Annotated in this window: 16 protein-coding genes; 7 read left to right on the top strand and 9 right to left on the bottom strand. The window is 65.2% G+C overall.

From position 1 onward, the window contains the following. Positions 1-57: 57 nt before the first annotated feature. Both XH91_RS20675 and XH91_RS20680 read right to left on the bottom strand, forming a co-directional pair. Entirely contained in the window at positions 58-1,359 is a 1,302-nt protein-coding gene (locus XH91_RS20675; protein WP_128952277.1) for an RsmB/NOP family class I SAM-dependent RNA methyltransferase, read from the bottom strand. Positions 1,360-1,450: 91 nt separating this feature from the next. Then, entirely contained in the window at positions 1,451-1,873 is a 423-nt protein-coding gene (locus XH91_RS20680; protein ID WP_128952278.1) for an MAPEG family protein, read from the bottom strand. Between the two features lie 159 nt (positions 1,874-2,032). Between XH91_RS20680 and XH91_RS20685 the strand changes: the two genes are divergently transcribed. Together XH91_RS20685 and XH91_RS20690 are read left to right on the top strand one after the other, a co-directional pair. Then, positions 2,033-2,650 (top strand): acriflavin resistance protein, encoded by a 618-nt coding sequence (locus tag XH91_RS20685; RefSeq protein ID WP_128952279.1) that lies wholly within the window; start codon positions 2,033-2,035, stop codon positions 2,648-2,650. Positions 2,651-2,718: 68 nt separating this feature from the next. Further along, positions 2,719-3,561, top strand: a complete 843-nt coding sequence (locus tag XH91_RS20690) for a metallophosphoesterase family protein (RefSeq protein ID WP_128952280.1) — start codon at positions 2,719-2,721, stop codon at positions 3,559-3,561. Positions 3,562-3,569: 8 nt separating this feature from the next. On the opposite strand, the gene XH91_RS20695 is transcribed toward XH91_RS20690, so the two are convergent. The 3 genes from XH91_RS20695 to guaB form a co-directional block, all read right to left on the bottom strand. Continuing rightward, on the bottom strand, positions 3,570-3,869 hold the full coding sequence (locus tag XH91_RS20695; protein WP_128952281.1) for a hypothetical protein: 300 nt from the start codon (positions 3,867-3,869) through the stop codon (positions 3,570-3,572). A gap of 179 nt (positions 3,870-4,048) precedes the next feature. Next, a complete protein-coding gene (locus XH91_RS20700; protein WP_128952282.1) occupies positions 4,049-5,083 on the bottom strand; it encodes an NADP-dependent oxidoreductase in 1,035 nt (344 codons plus the stop codon). Between the two features lie 230 nt (positions 5,084-5,313). Then, a complete protein-coding gene (gene guaB / locus XH91_RS20705; RefSeq protein ID WP_128952283.1) occupies positions 5,314-6,807 on the bottom strand; it encodes an IMP dehydrogenase in 1,494 nt (497 codons plus the stop codon). Between the two features lie 458 nt (positions 6,808-7,265). Between guaB and XH91_RS20710 the strand changes: the two genes are divergently transcribed. Then, on the top strand, positions 7,266-8,756 hold the full coding sequence (locus XH91_RS20710) for an MFS transporter (protein WP_128952284.1): 1,491 nt from the start codon (positions 7,266-7,268) through the stop codon (positions 8,754-8,756). Positions 8,757-8,820: 64 nt separating this feature from the next. Here the strand turns inward: XH91_RS20710 and XH91_RS20715 are convergent, their stop codons facing one another. Together XH91_RS20715 and XH91_RS20720 are read right to left on the bottom strand one after the other, a co-directional pair. Further along, entirely contained in the window at positions 8,821-9,501 is a 681-nt protein-coding gene (locus XH91_RS20715) for an RlmE family RNA methyltransferase (protein WP_128952285.1), read from the bottom strand. 1 nt (position 9,502) lies between these two features. Continuing rightward, positions 9,503-10,588, bottom strand: coding sequence for a Ppx/GppA phosphatase family protein (locus XH91_RS20720; RefSeq protein ID WP_128952286.1), 1,086 nt, complete (start codon positions 10,586-10,588; stop codon positions 9,503-9,505). Positions 10,589-10,799: 211 nt separating this feature from the next. Here XH91_RS20720 and XH91_RS20725 point away from each other — a divergent pair, with 211 nt between their 5' ends. Continuing rightward, entirely contained in the window at positions 10,800-13,172 is a 2,373-nt protein-coding gene (locus XH91_RS20725; RefSeq protein WP_128952287.1) for a xanthine dehydrogenase family protein molybdopterin-binding subunit, read from the top strand. A 166-nt stretch (positions 13,173-13,338) separates the two neighbouring features. Here the strand turns inward: XH91_RS20725 and XH91_RS20735 are convergent, their stop codons facing one another. After that, the gene (locus XH91_RS20735) at positions 13,339-14,139 is read right to left on the bottom strand and encodes a hypothetical protein (RefSeq protein ID WP_128952288.1); all 801 of its coding nucleotides are present in this window, start codon (positions 14,137-14,139) and stop codon (positions 13,339-13,341) included. Between the two features lie 107 nt (positions 14,140-14,246). Here XH91_RS20735 and XH91_RS20740 point away from each other — a divergent pair, with 107 nt between their 5' ends. From XH91_RS20740 to XH91_RS20750, 3 genes are read left to right on the top strand one after another with little or no spacing between them, the layout of a single operon-like run. Next, entirely contained in the window at positions 14,247-14,738 is a 492-nt protein-coding gene (locus XH91_RS20740; protein ID WP_128952289.1) for a YaiI/YqxD family protein, read from the top strand. Positions 14,739-14,740: 2 nt separating this feature from the next. After that, the gene (locus tag XH91_RS20745) at positions 14,741-16,552 is read left to right on the top strand and encodes an ABC-F family ATP-binding cassette domain-containing protein (RefSeq protein WP_128952290.1); all 1,812 of its coding nucleotides are present in this window, start codon (positions 14,741-14,743) and stop codon (positions 16,550-16,552) included. Positions 16,553-16,555: 3 nt separating this feature from the next. Next, the gene (locus XH91_RS20750; RefSeq protein WP_128952291.1) at positions 16,556-17,635 is read left to right on the top strand and encodes a D-TA family PLP-dependent enzyme; all 1,080 of its coding nucleotides are present in this window, start codon (positions 16,556-16,558) and stop codon (positions 17,633-17,635) included. A gap of 105 nt (positions 17,636-17,740) precedes the next feature. Here XH91_RS20750 and XH91_RS20755 read toward each other — a convergent pair whose 3' ends face one another. Next, complete coding sequence (locus tag XH91_RS20755) at positions 17,741-18,916, bottom strand: TIGR03862 family flavoprotein (protein WP_245477160.1); 1,176 nt, start codon at positions 18,914-18,916, stop codon at positions 17,741-17,743. Between the last annotated feature and the right edge of the window lie 126 nt (positions 18,917-19,042).

The following is a 19,042-nucleotide window of genomic DNA, read 5'->3' on the forward strand; positions in this document are numbered from 1 at the left end:
TGCGTTGTCATTTCGGGGCGCGCCCTTTGGGCGCCCCGGAATGACGACGGAGCGAGATCAGCCGGCCTTCTTCAGAACCGACACAAAGAACCCGTCCGTTCCGGTACGGCGTGGCGTCATCAGCCAGCCCTCGGGCGATTGCAGGGCGGCGTTTGCAAAATCCTCGGCCTTGTCCCAGAGCACGCTCGCGGTCTGCTCCGGCGGCACCGCCGCAAACTCCGGATGCCTGGCCACGAAGGCCCTCACCTGCTCGCCGTTCTCTTCCGTCAGCACCGAGCAGGTGATGTAGGCGATTCGGCCGCCCTGCTTCACCAGCGGAACCGCGCGCTCGAGCACCTCGGCCTGGTCCTTCAGGCGAATCTCCAGTGCACCCGGCCGCATGCGCCATTTGGCGTCAGGGTTACGGCGCCAGGTCCCGGTTCCCGTGCAGGGCGCGTCGATGACGACGAGGTCGGCAGTGGCGCTGATATCGGCGAGCGGATCGGCCTCGCCCTTGGGCGTGCGGATATCGGCATTGTGGACGCCGGCGCGCGACAGGCGCTCGTGGATCGGCGCGAGCTGCCGCTTGTCGCGATCGGTGGCAATGAGGCGGCCCTTGCCCTGCATCATGGCGGCGAGCGCCAGCGTCTTGCCGCCGGCACCGGCGCAGAGATCGATCACCTGCTCACCCGGCTTTGCCGCGGTGAAGAGCGCCGCAAGCTGCGATCCTTCATCCTGCACTTCAACGCCGCCCTTGATGAACTCCTCCTCCGCCTGGATGCCGGGGTTGCGCGCATCGGCCGAAAGCTCGATGCGCAGGCCGTTTGGCGACCACGGCGTCGGTTTCGCATGAAGATGAGCAAGCGCCTTTAGCACCTTGTCGCGATTGGATTTTAGCGTGTTGACGCGCAAGTCCAGCGGCGCCCGGCTCGCCATCGCCACCGCTTCCGCCGCGCGGTCCTCGCCGAACACTTTGGCAAGATGGGAATCGAGCCATTCCGGATAATCGCCGGCGATCGCCGCGGGCGCATCCTTCAACGACCGCGAGGCGAGTGCCGCCTGCTCGGCTTCCGTCAGCGGCTCGGGCGCGAAGCGGCTGCCGTCGAACATCGCGGCCATGGTCGCGGTGTCCATGTTGCGCTCGAGGCGGAGCATGCCGATCAGACGCGCGCGGGCGGTATCGGAATCCATCAGAAAGGCGCTGGAGGACAAGCGCCGCAGCACGTCCCAGACGAGGCCGGCAATGGCGGCCCGGTCGCCGGAGCCGGCAAAGCGGTGCGCGGTGCCCCACTCCTTCAGCGCCTTGGCCGCAGGCACGCGGTCCTTCTCGATGGTGTTGATCACTTCGATGGCTGCGGACAGCCGGGCAGCGGGAGTCATTTGAATCTTTCAGATCGGGATTCTTTGGTTTTGCGCATGATCTTGTCGGAAAACCGGTATCCGCTTTTCCGGATCATGCGCGCGCAAGCGCCTAGATCAGCAACAAAATCTTGAGTGCGAAGTAGATCCACATCGCGAGCAGCACCAACACGCCGGCGAGCCAGACCGACGAGCGCCGGCCGAGATCGTTCGAGGTGACGAACACGCCGGCATGGGCAAAACGCGTCACCACGAACACCCAGGACATCAGCACGATGAAGAGGTCGGCATGCCGCAAGGGCAGCGCCAGCGCGATCAGGGCGTAGAACAGCAGCGGCAGCTCGAACTGGTTGCGGTAGCAATTGGCGATTTGTGTGGCGCCCTTCGGCCAGTTCGGCTCGCCCAGCGCAATGTCGCGGATCTTGGTCTCGCCAGAGACCAGCGCCTTCCGGCGCCCGAACACCATGCCGATCAGCAGTGCGAAGGTGAGGCCGATCTGCACGAAAACCGGCAGCAGGACCATTTGGACGGACATCGGATCTTTCCCGTAAATCGCGGATTGCCGCGGACCGTCATTAGCCGCGACTTCTCGCGCTGACAATCAACCAGTTGAACCAGCGTTCCCGATTCCGCGACGAACTGCCGATAGTTGAAGCGATTTTGGCCCCATTGCGGGCCCTCGAGGCGATCGGCCATGAACACCCTGTCCAGCCTTTGGACCGAAGCCGGCGACGGCCAGCTCGGCATCTGGATGTCGGCGCTGTCAGGCGTCGCGGCGGCGCTCGCCGTCGCACTGGCGATGACGGTCTATTTCCGCCTGGCCTACCGTACCTGGCGCGACGTCGTCAGGCACGGTCTGGCGGTGCTCGCGGCCGCGGCTCTGCTCGCCTTCGTTGCCTTCGACATGCGCCACGCCGCGCTGGCTTTTCTCGGCCTCAACCCGTCCAAGCCGGCGGTCGAGTTCGAGATCCGGATGCCGCGCGAGACCTTGACCGCTGCCTCCGCCGACACCCAGATCGAGCTGCACACCGACCGCAACCAGACCCTCGCACTGATCGACGGCGTCAGCGACCTCACGGATGGCCGCGCGGTGCTGCGTGGCGCGGTCGCCCTCAACTATCGCACCGCAGACCGCATGCTGGTGGTGAATCTGCCGGGCAAAGGCACGTTCGAGTTCCGCCTGCGCCTGCCTGCCGAGCCGCATCGCAGCGAGCAGTTCGGACCATGGCATCTCGCCGACCGCATCGCCTCGCCGCTCGCAAACGGCATCGCGCAGCAGGACGCCTATTCCATCCGCTATCGCGTGCTTTAAACTTTGTTTCATCGCGGATTTTGTCCGCGCGTCATCGTTCCGACGTTTGCCGGGACGATAGTTTGCGCATGTCCGAATTTCGTATCACCCAGATTTCCGACACGCATCTCGGCCGGCGCTTTCTCGGCCTGATCGCGAACTTCCAGGCGGTCAGCGAGCACATCGACGCAAGCAGGCCTGATCTGGTCATCAACACCGGCGATGTATCCTTCGACGGCCCGAGCGGCCGCGACGATGTCATGTTTGCGAAAAGCCTGCACGCCGCCCTGCCCGTCGACTGTCGCTACATCCCCGGCAATCACGACATCGGCGACAACCCGACCGCAACAGGGCCGGCGCCGAAGCCGCCGGTCACAGAGGCGCATCGCCAGCAATTTCGCGACATCATCGGCGAGGACCATTGGTCGTTCGATGCTGCGGACTGGCGCTTTATCGGCCTCAACTCTCTCGTGATGAATTCAGGGCTCGCCTTCGAGGCCGAGCAGTTCGACTGGCTCGCTTCGGAGATCGCCGGAGTGAAAGGCAGGCCGGTCGCGCTGTTCATTCACAAGCCGCTGTTTCTCGATCTGCCCGACGATCCCGAGCTCCCGGAGACCTCGATCCGCTATGTGCCGCAGCCGGCGCGCCAACGGCTGATCGAGATGTTCTCGCGCGTCGATCTGCGTCTGATCGCCAGCGGTCACGTGCACCAGCGCCGCGACTTCACGTTCCGCCACGCCAGGCACGTCTGGGCGCCGTCAACCGGCTTCAAGATCAACGATTCACGCCAGGACCGGATCGCGATCAAGGAGACCGGCCTCGTCGAATACCGCTTCGCGTCAGACAGTTTTGAAGTCCGCCACGTCCGCGCCGCGGGCCAGGTCGATGTCGATATCGAAGAGCTGTTCGCCCAGATGGGCAGCGAGCACTAGCTGAGCTCTCAGGCGACGCTCTTGAGATCCTGCTGGATTGCAGCCAGCAACGACTGCAGCGCCTCGCTGGTCACGGGCTTGGCCGCGGGATCATTGGCCGGCACAATTCTGGCTGGCTCGGCTGCCTTGACCGGGCGCCGGGGAAACGGCGGCGGAGGTGTCGGCATCGGAGGCTGCACGAACGCCTCTTCATCCTCGCTGTGCACGAACTTGCCGTGGATGACATCGTCATGGCGGCCCATGACATACATGGCCGCCCAATAGCCGGCAGCCAGCAGGATTACGCAGAAAAAACCGATCTCTAACATCGCAGCACCTGAAATATGCGCGATGATTCAATGCCTTCGCCTTGGCGTCAATGAACCCTCGGTCACACGCTGCGCCTTTTACGGGCAGGTGTGGCCGATCGGTAACTATTTGTTAACTAGCTACGCCCGCGGTGTGACATGGACGCGCCAAGCCTCCTGGAGGCGCTCCAGGCCTGGGCCTACGCCTTATCCGGCCCGACCCGGACCAGCTGCTTGCCGAAATTGGCCCCCTTCAGCAGGCCCATGAAGGCGCCGGGAGCGCTCTCCAAGCCCTCGGTGACGAACTCCTTGTACTTGACCTTGCCGTCGCGGACCCAGCCGGACATGTCGCGCAGGAAGTCGCCATGGCGGGACGCAAAGTCGGAGACGATGAAGCCGCGGAAGGTCAGCCGCTTGGTCAGCGTCACGCGCATCATCGATGCGGCCCATTTCGGTGGCTTGGCTTCGGTGTCGTTGTAGTGCGCGATCAGGCCGCAGACCGGCACCCGCGCGAACGGATTGAGCAGCGGGAACACCGCTTCGAACACGGCGCCGCCGACATTCTCGAAATAAACGTCGATGCCTTTCGGGCAGGCATCCTTCAGCTTGGCCGCCAGATCAGGATCGCGGTGATCGATGCAGGCGTCAAAACCGAGCTCCTTCACCACGTAGTCGCACTTGTCCTTGCCGCCGGCGATGCCGACTGCGCGTGCGCCCTTGATCTTGGCGATCTGGCCGACCGCCGAGCCGACCGCGCCGGAGGCACCTGCGACGACGACGGTCTCGCCCGGCTGCGGCTTGCCGATATCGAGCAGGCCCGTGTAGGCGGTCATGCCGGGCATGCCGAGCACGCCGATCGAGGTCGAGATCGGACCAAGCTTGGGATCGACCTTGATGAGGCCCTTGCCGTTCGAGATCGCATGCGTCTGCCAGCCGGTGCGCGCGCGCACGATGTCGCCCTTGGCAAAATCAGGATTGTTGGAGGCTGCGACCTCGCTCACCGCCTCACCCTCCATCACGCCGCCAACAGGCACCGGCGCGGCGTAGGACGGACCATCGCTCATGCGCCCGCGCATGTAGGGATCGAGCGACAGCCAGATCGTGCGCAGCAGAACCTCGCCAGCGCCAGGCGTCGGCGCCGCGAATTCCTCCAGACGAAAATCGGATGATTTGGGTTCGCCGACGGGACGCGCGGCGAGAACGATGCGTTTGGCGCTATGCTGATCTTGGGACATGGCTTCCTCCACTTTTCTGTCATTGCGAGCGAAGCGAAGCAATCCAGCCGCGTCAACACAAAAGGACTGGATTGCTTCGCTGCGACGAAGCTCGCGCCAAATACTCGCTGTCATCGCCCGACTTGATCGGGCGATCCAGTATTCCAGAGACGGCACTGATTGAGCCGAGAAGCCGCGGCGTACTGGATGCCCCCGGTCAAGCCGGGGCATGACGGCGGTGGGTAGAGCGACTAGCCCCCGCCCGGATAGTTCGGCGCCTCGCGCGTAATGGTCACGTCGTGGACGTGGCTTTCGCGCAGGCCCGCGCCGGTGATGCGGACGAACTGCGCCTTGTCGTGCAGCTCTTTCATGTCCTTTGCGCCGACATAGCCCATTGCGGCGCGGAGGCCGCCGGCGAGCTGGTGCATGACGTTGCCGACCGGGCCCTTGTAAGGCACTTGGCCCTCGATGCCTTCAGGCACGAGCTTGAGCGAATCCTTGATGTCCTGCTGGAAGTAGCGGTCTGCAGATCCGCGCGCCATCGCGCCGACCGAGCCCATGCCGCGATAGGCCTTGTAGGACCGGCCCTGCCACAAAAACACTTCGCCCGGCGTCTCGTCGGTGCCGGCGAGCAGCGAGCCGACCATCGCGATGTCGGCGCCGGCGGCGAGCGCCTTGGCGAGATCGCCGGAGAACTTGATGCCACCATCGGCGATGACAGGGATGTCGGACTTCTTGGCAGCCTCGACCGCATCCATGATCGCGGTGAGCTGCGGCACGCCGACGCCGGCGACGATGCGTGTGGTGCAGATCGAGCCCGGGCCGATACCGACCTTGATGCAATCGGCACCCGCATCGATCAGCGCCTGCGCGCCGTCCGAGGTCGCGACGTTGCCGGCGACGACCTGCACGGAATTGGAAAGACGCTTGATGCGGTTCACCGCATGCAGCACATGACGGGAATGGCCATGCGCGGTGTCGACGACGACGAGATCGACGCCAGCATCGATCAGGCGCTCGGTGCGCTCGAAGCCGGTGTCGCCGACGGTGGTCGCGGCGGCGACGCGGAGACGCCCCTGCGCGTCCTTGCAGGCGAGCGGATGGGCAACCGCCTTCTCGATGTCCTTGACGGTGATCAGGCCGACGCAGCGGTATTGATCGTCGACCACCAGCAGCTTCTCGATGCGGTGATGGTGCAGCATCCGCTTGGCTTCGTCCTGGCTGACATTCTCGCGCACCGTGACGAGGTTCTCATGCGTCATCAGCTCGGAGACTTTTTGCCGGCGGTCGGTGGCAAAGCGCACGTCGCGGTTGGTGAGGATGCCGACCAGCTTGCCGGGCGTGGACTTGCCCGCGCCGGTGACGACGGGAATGCCGGAAATGCCGTGATCGCTCATCAGCTTGAGCGCATCATCGAGGCTGGCCTCGGGGCTGATGGTGAGCGGGTTCACCACCATGCCCGACTCGTAGCGCTTGACCTGCCGAACCTGGGCGGCCTGGCCATCGGGATCGAAATTGCGGTGAATGACGCCGAGGCCGCCGGCCTGCGCCATGGCGATCGCCATGCGGGCCTCGGTGACGGTGTCCATGGCGGAGGCCATGATCGGGATATTGAGCGGAATGGCGCGGGTGACGCGGGAGCGGATGTCGACCTCGCCCGGCATGACGTCGGACAGGCCCGGCTTCAACAGCACGTCGTCGAATGTGAAGGCTTCGCGGATGCCCTGAAGTTGCACCGTGGCCATATGCCAACTCCTTCCTGCGGCCGTGCCGCAAACGATTATGGATGAGCGCCGCCCTCGGCGTGCCTTGCGGCATCGCCCTGAGAATCGGAGCCCATCGGTGGGGTTGACGCGGGTCGATAGCATGTCCGCGTGACGAATCAAAGCAAATCGGGCCGCTGGCCAGCCATGCACAGGCTTTTTACGTAAATTCAGCGGGGATTGCGCGGGCGGTGCTCGTCATTCCGGGGCGCGCCACTTGGCGCGAGCCCGGAATCCATTGGTCCGCGGGGGCCGCTGCGGGATGGATCCTAAGGTGCGCAATGGCGCACCATAGCTCGCGACTTCGTCGCGCCTGGGAATGACGAGGAGGCTGATCCAGGATTTAGGTGCTATGCGTTCATCCGCAATGGTCCCGGCGAGATGGCGGTGATAAGCCGAAATCCTCGCCCTTCCGCCCCGGTTTTCATTACAAATCCGTCATGGTCGACAAGCAACGCATCATTCCGCTGATCGTGGCCACTGCTCTCTTCATGGAGAACATGGATTCCACCGTCATCGCCACCTCGCTGCCGGCGATCGCGGCCGACATCGGCACCAGCCCGCTGACGCTGAAGCTTGCGATCACCTCCTACCTCTTGTCGCTCGCCGTATTCATCCCCGCGAGCGGCTGGACCGCTGACAGGTTTGGCGCGCGGATGGTGTTCGCGATCGCGGTTGGCGTGTTCATGATCGGCTCGGTTGGCTGCGCGCTGTCAGGCTCGGTCACCGACTTCGTGATCGCGCGCATCCTGCAGGGCATGGGCGGCGCGATGATGACGCCGGTCGGGCGCCTCGTGCTGCTGCGCTCGGTCGACAAGAGCGCGCTCGTCAACGCGATGGCCTGGGTGACGGTGCCCGCCCTGATCGGTCCCGTGATCGGCCCGCCGCTCGGCGGTTTCATCACGACCTACGCGTCGTGGCACTGGATCTTCCTGATCAACATTCCGATCGGGCTGCTCGGCATCTTCATGGCCTTGAAGTTCATCGATCCGATCAAGAGCGAGACGCAGGAGAAATTCGATCTCTACGGCATGGTGCTCGCAGGTATCGGGCTTGCCGGCATCGCGTTCGGTCTTTCGGTCGCTGGCCTCAATCTGTTGCCGTGGAGCACGGTGGCGGCCCTGGTCGCGGGCGGCGCGATCTCGATGACGCTCTACGTCATTCATGCCCGGCGGACCGGCTCGCCGGTGCTGGATTTCTCGCTGCTGACCTTGCCGACCTTGCGCGCGGCCATCGTCGGCGGCTTCATGTTCCGGCTCGGCATCGGCGCCCTGCCCTTCCTCTTGCCGCTGCTGATGCAGATCGGCTTCGGCCTGTCGCCGTTTCATTCCGGCCTCGTCACCTTCTCGTCCTCGCTCGGTGCCATGGGCATGAAGACGCTTGCGGCGCGCCTGATCCGGGCCTTCGGCTTCCGCAATCTGATGACGGTGAATGCGATCGTCAGCGCGTTCTTCCTCGGTGTCTGCGCGCTGTTCACGGTGACGACCCCGCTGCTGATCATCATGGTCATCCTGGTGGTCGGCGGCTTCTTCCGCTCGCTGGAGTTCACCGCGATCAACACGGTGGCCTATGCCGAGGTCGACAGCCCGCAGATGAGCCGCGCCACCACGCTGGTCAGCGTCAACCAACAGCTCGCCGTTTCTGCGGGCGTCGCGGTCGGTGCCGCCTCGGTGGAGACCACGATGTGGCTGAACCACGTCAGCGAGCTCAATGCCACCGTGTTCATGCCGGCCTTCATCGTGGTGGCGCTGACCTCGGCCGCCTCGAGCTGGTTCTTCTGGCAGATGCCCAGCGACGCCGGCCACGAGATCTCCGGTCGCAAGGCGATCGAAGTCGCAAGCCGCAAGGGCGCGGCGAAGGGCGCCGCGAGCGCCGCCGTCAAGGCGGCGACGGAAGATACGCAGGACATGCGGGACCAGCGGCTGGGGTAAGTTAGACGAGCAGGCGCCATATCCTCGATGTGGTCCCGGCGCAGGCCGGGACGACAGCGAGAGTCTATGCCCCGCCGCGAAATCCCGTCGCGAGCACATAACGCTCGGAGGAATCCTGCCGGCTTGCCGCCGGCTTGACATGGCGGACTGTCGCGAAATCGCGCTTGAGCTGCGCGAGCAGATCGGCGTCGGCGCCGCTCTGGAACGTCTTGGCCAAAAACGTGCCGCCGGGCTTGAGCACATCACACGCAAAGGCAGCCGCCGTCTCGACGAGGCCAACGATGCGGAGCTGGTCGGTCTTGCGGTGGCCGGTGGTGTTGGCGGCCATGTCGGACATCACGACATCGGCGCCGCCGCCCAGCATGGCGGTGAGCTTTTCGGGCGCGTCGTTGTCCATGAAATCGAGCTGGGCGAAATCGACGCCGGGGATCTCAGGCATCTCCAGCAGGTCGATCGCGACGACCTTGCCCTGGCCGTCGACCGAGCCGACGCGCTTGGCGGCGATCTGGCTCCAGCCGCCGGGCGCGGCACCAAGATCGACCACCGCCATGCCCGGCTTCAGCAGCCGGAACTTGTCGTCGATCTCGAGCAGCTTGAACGCGGCGCGCGAGCGATAACCTGCGGCCTTGGCCTTGGCGACATAGGGATCGTTGAGCTGCCGCTCCAGCCACAGCTTCGACGACAGCTTCCGCTTGCCGCCGGTCTTGACCTGAACGTGCAAGCGGCCGGTGGTGTCTTTCGCCATCTCACCAGCTCCTGAGCGCGCCGTCCTCGCGCATCATCTCCACCAGCATGCCCTCGCGCAGGCCGCGGTCGGCGACGCGCAGGCGCGGCAGCGGGAACGCGTGCCTGATGGCATCGAGGATGGCACAGCCGGCCAGCACCAGATCGGCGCGCTCGACACTGATACAGCTGTTATTCGCGCGGTCCTCGTAGCTCATGCCGAGCAGCTTGGTGATGGTCGCGGTGATGTCGGTGTCGTTCATCCAGATGCTGTCGATGCGGCGGCGGTCGTAACGCACGAGATTGAGATGGATGCCGGCGAGCGTCGTCACGGTGCCCGACGTGCCGAGCAGATGCATGCCGCTGAGATCGCGGCCATGCTCCGCGGCGAACGGCGCAACGTGATTGGCGACCTCCTGCTCCATCGCGGCATAGATCTCCGGCGTCACGTCGCGGCCGCCGAATTGCTCCGCCAGCGTCACGACGCCGAGCGGGATCGACATCCATGCTTTTATGCGCGGTTCCGGATTGGCGGGATCGCGCTCGATCCGCACCAGTTCGGTCGAGCCGCCGCCGATGTCGAACAGAATGGCGCCACGGCCCCTGGGATCGACCAGCGGCGAGCAGCCGAGCATGGCGAGCGAGGCCTCGGTCTCGCGGTCGATCACCTCGAGCTCGATGCCGGTCTCCGCCGCGACGCGGCTGCGAAAACCTTCCGCATTCGAGGCCGCGCGGCAGGCTTCGGTGGCGATCAGCCGCAGCCGCTTGGCCTTGCGCAGGTTGATCTTGTCCCGGCAAATGCTGAGCGCGGCGATGGCGCGATCGATCGCGGCCTCGCTGATGGACCCCGTGGCCGAGACGCCCTCGCCCAGCCGGATGATGCGCGAGAAGGAATCGACCACGCGAAAGCCGTCGTGGGTCGGACAGGCGATCAGGAGCCTGCAATTGTTGGTTCCGAGGTCCAGCGCCGCATAGACGCCGGTTCCCGGCGCCTGCGCGGGGACTGCAGGCTCCGTGGCCAAAGCCACCGCCGCCATCGACCCCTCCAGCTCACCGTGCGGCCCATGTTGGCTTACATGGCCGTCGCGGAGCCGCGTGTGGTCATTCATACAAACTGTCTTTCCACGGCCCCTAAAGCGCCGATCCGGAATTGATTTTTCGCCTGAAACATTAGCAGCGCGGCAGACATGCGCAACATCGCATCACATAGGACCATGCCCATTCGTGCGTTGTCGTGAACGGGACCGTCGGCTATTTTTGAACGGTCCGGTCCTCGAGGCGCCCCCCAAAGCGCGATTGCCGGCTTTTCAGGTCAATTCCATGCAAGAACACACCAAATCGTCCACGCTCGAAAACGCCATTGCACTGCAAAAATATGGCGTCGGGCAGCCCGTCCGCCGCAAGGAGGACGACACGCTGGTGCGCGGCAAGGGCCGCTATACCGACGATTTCAACCTGCCCGGCCAAGCCCATGCGGTGATCGTCCGCTCCACCCACGCCCATGGCGTGATCCGCGGCATCGGCCTTGATGCCGCCAAGGCGATGCCGGGCGTGCTGGGGGTCTGGACCGGAACGGACCTGAACGCCGCCGGCTATGGGCCCTTCACCTGCGGCCTGCCACTGAAAAGTCGCGACGGCTCGCCCGTGCATCAGACCAACCGCCATCCGCTGGCCACCGACAAGGTCCGCTTCGTCGGCGACCCCGTCGCCTTCGTGGTGGCCGAGACGCTGGCCCAGGCCCGCGATGCGGCCGAGGCCGTCGAGCTCGATATCGAGCCGCTGCCAGCGGTGACCGATCCCGAGGAAGCCGCCAAGCCAGGCGCGCCGCAGCTCTACGATCACATCCCCAACAACGTCGCGCTCGACTATCACTATGGCGACGCCGAGAAGGTGAACGCTGCCTTCGCCAGCGCCGCCCATGTCACCAAGGTCGACATCGAGAACACCCGCGTCGCCGTGGTGTCGATGGAACCGCGCGTCGGCCTTGCCTCCTATGACAAGAAGACCGAGCGCTACACCATTCAGATGCCGACGCAGGGCGTCGCGGGCAACCGCGCCAACCTCGCCAAGAATTTGAAGGTGCCGAACGACAAGGTGCGGATCCTGACGGCCAATGTCGGCGGCTCGTTCGGCATGAAGAACGTCAATTATCCCGAATACATGTGCATCCTGTACGCGGCGAAGGCGCTGGGACGCCCGGTGAAGTGGCTCGACGAGCGCTCGACCAGCTTCCTGTCGGACAGCCACGGCCGCGCGCAGAAGATCCATGCCGAGCTGGCGCTCGATGCCGAGGGGCACTTCCTCGCGGCAAAACTGTCCGGCTACGGCAATCTCGGCGCCTATATCACCGGCGTTGCGCCCAGCCCGCTCTCGCTCAACACCGGCAAGAACTTTTCCAGCGTCTACCGCACGCCGCTGATGGCGATCGACATCAAGACGGTTTTGACCAACACCACGCTGATGGGCGCTTATCGCGGCGCCGGCCGGCCCGAGGCAAACTACTATATGGAGCGGCTGATCGACCGCGCCGCCGACGAGATGGGCATCAACCGTCTGACCTTGCGCAAGCGCAACTTCATCAAGCCGAACCAGATGCCGTTCCCGGCCTCGTCAGGCGTCACCTATGACAGCGGCGACTTCCAGGCGGTGTTCAGCAAGGCGCTGGAGATCTCCGACCACGAGAATTTTGCCAAGCGCAAGAAGGACAGCAAGAAGGCCGGCAAGCTGCGCGGCATCGCCGTCGGCTCCTATCTCGAGGTCACCGCGCCGCCGAGTCCCGAGCTCGGCAAGATCGTGTTCGATCCCGACGGCAGCGTTCAGCTCATCACCGGCACGCTTGATTACGGCCAGGGCCACGCCACGCCGTTCGCGCAGGTGCTGTGTGCGCAGCTTGGCGTTCCCTTCGAGAGCGTGAAGCTCGTGCAGGGCGACAGCGACATCGTCCACGCCGGCAACGGCACCGGCGGCTCGCGCTCGATCACGGCCAGCGGCATGGCCATCGTCGAGGCCTCGAAGCTCGTGATCGAGAAGGGCAAGCGCGCCGCCGCGCACATGCTGGAGGCCGCCGAGGCCGACATCGAGTTCGCCGACGGCAGCTTCACCATTGCCGGCACCGATCGCAGCATCGACATCATGGAGCTCGCCAAGAAGCTGCATGACGGCAAGGTGCCTGATGGCGTGCCCGATAGTCTCGATGTCGACCACACCAGCGAGCCGGTGCCCTCGGCCTTCCCGAACGGCTGCCATGTCGCCGAAGTCGAGATCGACCCTGATACCGGCGTGGTGCAGATCGTGCGCTACAGCGCGGTGAACGATTTCGGCACGGTGATCAACCCGATGCTGGTCGCCGGCCAGCTCCATGGCGGCGTGGTCCAGGGCATTGGACAAGCGCTGATGGAGCACGTTCGCTACGACGAGAGCGGCCAGCCGATCACGGGCTCGCTGATGGACTACGCCCTGCCGCGCGCCGAAGACGTGCCGAACATGACGGTCGGCGATCACCCGGTGCCGGCCACGACCAATCCGCTCGGCAGCAAGGGTTGCGGCGAAGCCGGCTGCGCCGGCAGCCTGTCGACGGTGGTGAACGCGGTGCTCGACGCACTCTCGGACTACGGCATCAAGCACATCGACATGCCGTTGACGCCGGAGCGGGTGTGGCGCGCGATCCAGGACGCGAAGGGGAAAGCGGCTTAAGGCTGTGCTTCTGCCTCCACAACAAAGCTGTCATCGCCCGCGAAGGCGGGCGATCCAGTATCCCGAGGCCGCAGTGGTTTGACCGATACGCTGCGGCGTACTGGATGCCCCGCCTTCGCGGGGCATGACACCGTCTTTGGATTGGCGCGATTGCCCCGTCCCGCACCTAAGCCGCCGCCTGCTCGCGCGGCTGGTAGATCGCGGTGTGCTGGCAGCGTGCAAGCGGCGTCGTGCCGTTGGCGACGACCAGCGCGTCGAGTTCGACGAAGCGGTGGCCCTTCTTCTCGTAGTTCGCGGTGACTTTTGCCCGCGCGACGATCTCGTCGCCGGTGCGCGCGGGCGACAACAGCTGCATGCGGCTGCCGACATGGATCCACGGGCCCAATATCGTATTATCCACCAGCACGCGATTCATCACGCGCTGGATCAGGCCGGGATGGCCGAGTCCCTCGCGCGCAAAGATCGGATCGGTCTCCCTGATATCGGCGAGATAGTTGGTCGCGTCCTGACCGGCCCAGCGGCGCGGCGCCGTGCCGAGCCAGTTGCCGACCTCGAAGATCTCGGCGCTGACCGGCCTACGCTCGGCAACCGCAGGCACCTCGACATAGTCCCCCAATGACACCGCGGGCGCTGCCACCGGCAGCGAGGCTGTGCCAGTGGCGCACAGCACGGTACGACTGAACACCTCGATCGTGAGCAGGCCGTTGTGCTCGGTGGCATCGACATCGGCGGTCTCGCCGTCATAGACCGGCTTGATGAAGCGGGCTTCGACCAGCCCGCGGGAGAGGAAATCGCGGCCCCAGCGCGCCACCGGCACGTGCATCATGTAGGCGAAGACGTCGACGCCGGGCACCAGCCCGCCGGAAAAGCCGAAGCGGCGCGCCACCGTGTCGTCATGCATCTTGTTTTCGGACTGCTTGGCGGTGTTGTAGGCCTCGACGCGCCAGGTTTCGAGCCGGTTCGGCATGGCTTGGCTTCCCCACTATTCTTGTTGTTTCCTGGCTGATCGTAGGCCCCGGGGAACACCGGTCAATCCCCTCGCCTTTGCGGCCCGAATGGGGTACCACGCGGCGAATGACTGACACCTCCACCCGCATCTATGTCGACGCCGACGCCTGCCCGGTGAAGGACGAGATTTATCGCGTCGCGCTTCGCCATGGCGTGCCCGTGAGCGTGGTCGCCGGCAACTTCATCCGCGTGCCCCACGATCCCCTGATCGAGCGTATCGCGGCAGGTAGCGGCATGGACGCGGCCGACGACTGGATCGCGGAACGGGCGAGGCCCGGCGACGTCGTCATCACCTCGGACATTCCGCTGGCGAGCCGTTGCGTGAAGGCCGGCGCCGATGTGATCGCGCCGAACGGCAAGCCGTTCACGGAAGAGTCGATCGGGATGACGCTGGCGGTGCGCAATCTGATGACGGATCTGCGCTCGGCCGGCGAAGTCACCGGCGGCCCGCGCTCGTTCTCCCCGCGCGACCGTTCTGCTTTCCTCTCGGCGCTCGACCAGACGCTGCGCCGGATCCAGCGCCGCCGCGCCGACGCGGCCGCGACGAGCCAGAGCTGACCATGGCGCCGCCGCTGATCCAATTGAAAGACATCAAGCTGACCTTCGGCGGCACGCCGTTGCTGTCGGGCGTCGAGCTCAATGTCGCGCCATCCGAGCGCGTTTGCCTGATCGGCCGCAATGGCTCCGGCAAATCGACGCTGTTGAAGATCGCAGCCGGGCTGGTCGAACCCGACGGCGGCACGCGCTTCGTTCAGCCCGGCGCCACCGTGCGCTATCTGCCGCAGGAGCCCGACTTCGGCGAGCACAAGACCCTGCTGGCCTATGTCGAGGCCGGTCTCGCGCCTGGCGACGATCCCTACCAGGCACGTTATCTGGTCGAGCAGCTTGGACTCACCGGAGACGAGAACCCGGCGAACGCCTCCGGCGGCGAGGCCCGTCGCGCGGCACTGGCGCGCGTGCTGGCGCCCTCGCCCGATATCCTGCTGCTGGACGAGCCGACCAACCACCTCGATCTCTCAACCATCGAATGGCTGGAGAAGGAGCTCGATTCCCGGCGCAGTGCGCTCGTCATCATCAGCCACGACCGCCGCTTCCTCACCAATCTGTCGCGCTCCACCGCCTGGCTCGACCGCGGCAAGATCAAGCAGATCGACCGCGGCTTCGCCTCGTTCGAGACCTGGCGCGACGAGGTGCTGGCGGAAGAAGAGCGCGACCAGCACAAGCTCGACCGCAAGATCGTCGACGAGGAGCACTGGCTGCGCCACGGCGTCTCCGGACGGCGCAAGCGCAACGTCAAGCGGCTCTCCAACCTGCATGCCCTGCGCGACCAACGCCGCAACTATCGCGGCACCGCCGGCACCGCGAGTCTCGCAGCTAGCGAAGCGGAAGCCTCCGGCAAGCTGGTGATCGAGGCCAAGGGCATCAGCAAGGCCTATGGCGATCGCATCATCGTCGACAATTTCTCGACCCGTATCCAGCGCGGCGACCGGCTCGGCATCATCGGCCCGAACGGCGCCGGCAAGACCACGCTGGTCAATCTGCTGACGGGCGGCATACAGCCGGATTCCGGCACCGTGCGGCTCGGCGCCAATCTGGAAATGGCAACGCTCGACCAGCACCGCGAAAGCCTCGATCCCAAATCGACGCTGGCGGAAGCGCTGACCGGTGGCCGCGGCGATCACGTCATGGTCGGCGGCAAGCCGAAGCACGTGGTCGGCTACATGAAGGATTTTCTGTTCGCGCAGGAGCAGCGCGGCACGCCGCTGGAGGTGCTCTCGGGCGGCGAGCGCGGCCGGCTGATGCTGGCGCGCGCGCTCGCCAAGCCTTCAAACCTCTTGGTGCTGGACGAGCCGACCAACGATCTCGACCTCGAGACGCTCGACGTGCTCGAGGAGATGCTCGGCGACTATGAGGGCACGGTCATCCTGATTAGCCATGACCGCGACTTCCTCGACCGCGTTGTCACGTCAGTGATCGCGCCCGAAGGTAACGGCAAGTGGATCGAATATGCCGGCGGCTACAGCGACATGCTGGCGCAGCGTGGCGCCGATCTCAAGCGCGAGACGATCAAGACGCAGGCGCCCGCGGAAAAGAAAGAGGAGCGTGTCGTTGCTCCCGCCTCCACGCCGAAGCGGAAGCTGAGCTTCAACGAAAAGCACGCGCTGGAAACGCTGCCGAAGAAGATGGAAACGTTGCACGCCGATATCGCCAGGCTGCAACGCGTGCTCGACGATCCAAATCTCTACGCCAGGGATCGCAAGACATTCGACGATACGTCGGCCGCGATCGCCAGGGCGCATGAAGAACTGTCCGCCGCCGAAGAGCGCTGGCTCGAACTTGAAATGCTTCGCGAAGAAATAGAGCAGGCTTAACTCATGACAACGACCCTTGCTGCAAAGATTGCCCGCGAATATGGCACGCCCTGTGCCGTCATCGACATGGACAAGGTGGAGCGCAACATTGCGCGGATCCAGAAGGCTTGCGACGACGCCGGCGTCGCCAACCGCCCGCACATCAAGACGCACAAGAACCCGACCATCGCGAGGATGCAGGTCGCGGCCGGCGCCAAGGGCATCACCTGCCAGAAGATCGGCGAGGCCGAGATCATGGCCAATGCCGGCATCGACGACATCCTGATCAGCTACAATCTCCTGGGCGAAGAGAAGATGGCGCGGCTCGGCGCGCTCAATGCCAAGACCAGGATGACGGTTGCCGCAGACAACTCCACGGTCGTCGCGGGCTTGCCGAAGGCCGCCGAGGCTTCGGGCCGTCCGCTCTCGGTCGTGGTCGAATGCGACACGGGTCGCAAGCGCGCGGGCGTCGAGACGCCGGCGGAGGCGATCGCGCTGGCGCGCGAGATCGCCGCGTCCAAGGGGCTCGCGTTCGCCGGCTTCATGCTGTATCCGACCGAAACAGGCTGGGCGGACGCGCAGAAATTCTACGACGAGGCGCTGGCCGGCGTGCGCGCGCACGGGCTCGACGCAAAAATCGTCTCGACCGGCGGCACGCCGAACCTCGTCAACATCGGCAAGCTCAAAGGCGGCACCGAGCACCGCTTCGGCACCTACATCTACAACGATCGCATGCAGGTCGCGGCCGGTGTCGCCACCTGGGACGACTGCGCGCTGCACATCTACTCGACCGTGGTGAGCCGTGCGGCGCCCGAGCGGGGCATTCTCGATGCCGGCTCGAAGACGCTGACATCGGACACCGGCGGGCTCGACGGCCACGGCCTGATCCTAGAGCATCCCGAAGCCAAGATCGCAAAATTCGCCGAGGAGCACGGTTTCCTCGATCTTTCCCGCAGCAACACGCGGCCCAATGTCGGCGACGTCGTCCGGATCGTGCCGAACCACGTCTGTGTCGTCGTCAACATGATGGACGAGGTCTTGATGGTGCGCGGCGACGAGATCATCGGCACGCTGCCGGTCGCGGCGCGGGGGAAGCTAAGGTAGGTCCGACCGCTTCCACGGCCGTCATTGCGAGGAGCCCTTGAAGCAATCCAGACTACCTCCGCGGAGGCAGTCTGGATTGCTTCGCTGTGCTCGCAATGACGGCGGTTAGTGTCTTAGCCACGCCAATACACCCCTGCCCGCCGCCGCCCCCGTCGCGAACGACGCTTGCAGCAGGTAGCCACCGGTCGGGGCTTCCCAATCCAGCATCTCGCCGGAGGCGAACACGCCGGGCAGCTTGCGCAGCATGAAGTGGTTGTCGAGTTCTTCGAAGGCAATCCCGCCTGCGGTGGAAATGGCGCGATCGATCGGCGCAATACCCGTGAGCTCGACCGGAATCGCGTTGATCAGAAGCGCGAGCTCTGTCGGCGAGAACGCCGCCAGCGGCCGACCGGAGGCGATGACCGCCTCCTGCATCAGGCCGATGCCAACCGGCGACACTTGCGCCGCCTTGCGCAGGAAATTTGCGAGCGACTGTTTGCCGCGCGTGCCTGACAGTCGCGTGGTCAGCGTCCCCTGGTCGAGATCAGGCCGCAGCGCGATCGTCAGTGTTGCGTGCCCGATCCCCAGCACGGCTTCGCGCAGCTCCGCCGACAGCGCGTAGATCGCGCCGCCTTCGATGCCGCCGCGGGTGATCATGGCTTCGCCGCGCACGGTATGCCGGCCGATCGTAAAGGTCGCGCCCTTGAGAGGCTGGCCCTCGAAACGATCGCGGAAGACGTCGGACCAGGCGACGGTGAAACCGGAGTTGGCCGGCCGAAGTTTTGAGATGGCAATGCCTTTGGCTACCAGCAAATCGCCCCATGCGCCATCCGAGCCGAGCCGCGGCCAGCTCGCACCGCCAAGCGCAAGCACTGTTGCACTGGCCGCAATAGCACGCGGGCCGTTGGAAGTTTGGAACAGGAGCCGCCCCTTCTCGTCCCATCCGATCCAGCGATGGCGGAAAACAAACTGCACGCCCGCCGCATCGAGCCGGCGCAGCCAGGCACGCAGCAAAGGCGAGGCCTTGAACGTTTTCGGAAACACCCGCCCGCTACTGCCAACGAAGGTCAGCTGTCCAAGTTCGGCGCTCCAGTCACGCAATGCATCGGGCGGAAACGCCTCGACCGCAGCGCGCAAGTGCGGCATCGCCTCGCGGTAGCGCGAAAGGAAGTCCGCCAGCGGCTCGCTGTGGGTCAGATTGAGCCCGCCCCGGCCGGCCATCAAAAATTTGCGGCCCGCCGACGGCATGGCATCGTAGACGATGACGCTGGCGCCACCCTGCGCCAGCACCTCCGCCGCCATCAGCCCGGCGGGACCGGCCCCGATGACGGCGACTTGGTTGGTAATTGCGGTCATGATGGGAGTTTAGGTCAAATTCTCGCGCCAAAAAAAGGCTCGTCATTCCGGGGCGCGCCGCTTGGCGCGAGC

This window comes from Bradyrhizobium guangzhouense (assembly GCF_004114955.1).
GTDB lineage: Bacteria > Pseudomonadota > Alphaproteobacteria > Rhizobiales > Xanthobacteraceae > Bradyrhizobium > Bradyrhizobium guangzhouense.

Bases quoted from the DNA above. Each gene is read 5' to 3' on its own strand.
- XH91_RS20725 (WP_128952287.1), top strand. From the start codon at position 10,800: ATGCAAGAACACACCAAATCGTCCACGCTCGAAAACGCCATTGCACTG.
- XH91_RS20735 (WP_128952288.1), bottom strand. From the start codon at position 14,139: ATGCCGAACCGGCTCGAAACCTGGCGCGTCGAGGCCTACAACACCGCC.
- XH91_RS20710 (WP_128952284.1), top strand. From the start codon at position 7,266: ATGGTCGACAAGCAACGCATCATTCCGCTGATCGTGGCCACTGCTCTC.
- XH91_RS20700 (WP_128952282.1), bottom strand. From the start codon at position 5,083: ATGTCCCAAGATCAGCATAGCGCCAAACGCATCGTTCTCGCCGCGCGT.
- XH91_RS20755 (WP_245477160.1), bottom strand. From the start codon at position 18,916: ATGGCGGCGGAGGTGCTGGCGCAGGGTGGCGCCAGCGTCATCGTCTAC.
- XH91_RS20680 (WP_128952278.1), bottom strand. From the start codon at position 1,873: ATGTCCGTCCAAATGGTCCTGCTGCCGGTTTTCGTGCAGATCGGCCTC.
- XH91_RS20715 (WP_128952285.1), bottom strand. From the start codon at position 9,501: ATGGCGAAAGACACCACCGGCCGCTTGCACGTTCAGGTCAAGACCGGC.
- XH91_RS20690 (WP_128952280.1), top strand. From the start codon at position 2,719: ATGTCCGAATTTCGTATCACCCAGATTTCCGACACGCATCTCGGCCGG.
- XH91_RS20675 (WP_128952277.1), bottom strand. From the start codon at position 1,359: ATGACTCCCGCTGCCCGGCTGTCCGCAGCCATCGAAGTGATCAACACC.
- XH91_RS20685 (WP_128952279.1), top strand. From the start codon at position 2,033: ATGAACACCCTGTCCAGCCTTTGGACCGAAGCCGGCGACGGCCAGCTC.
- XH91_RS20750 (WP_128952291.1), top strand. From the start codon at position 16,556: ATGACAACGACCCTTGCTGCAAAGATTGCCCGCGAATATGGCACGCCC.
- XH91_RS20740 (WP_128952289.1), top strand. From the start codon at position 14,247: ATGACTGACACCTCCACCCGCATCTATGTCGACGCCGACGCCTGCCCG.
- guaB (WP_128952283.1), bottom strand. From the start codon at position 6,807: ATGGCCACGGTGCAACTTCAGGGCATCCGCGAAGCCTTCACATTCGAC.
- XH91_RS20720 (WP_128952286.1), bottom strand. From the start codon at position 10,588: ATGAATGACCACACGCGGCTCCGCGACGGCCATGTAAGCCAACATGGG.
- XH91_RS20695 (WP_128952281.1), bottom strand. From the start codon at position 3,869: ATGTTAGAGATCGGTTTTTTCTGCGTAATCCTGCTGGCTGCCGGCTAT.
- XH91_RS20745 (WP_128952290.1), top strand. From the start codon at position 14,741: ATGGCGCCGCCGCTGATCCAATTGAAAGACATCAAGCTGACCTTCGGC.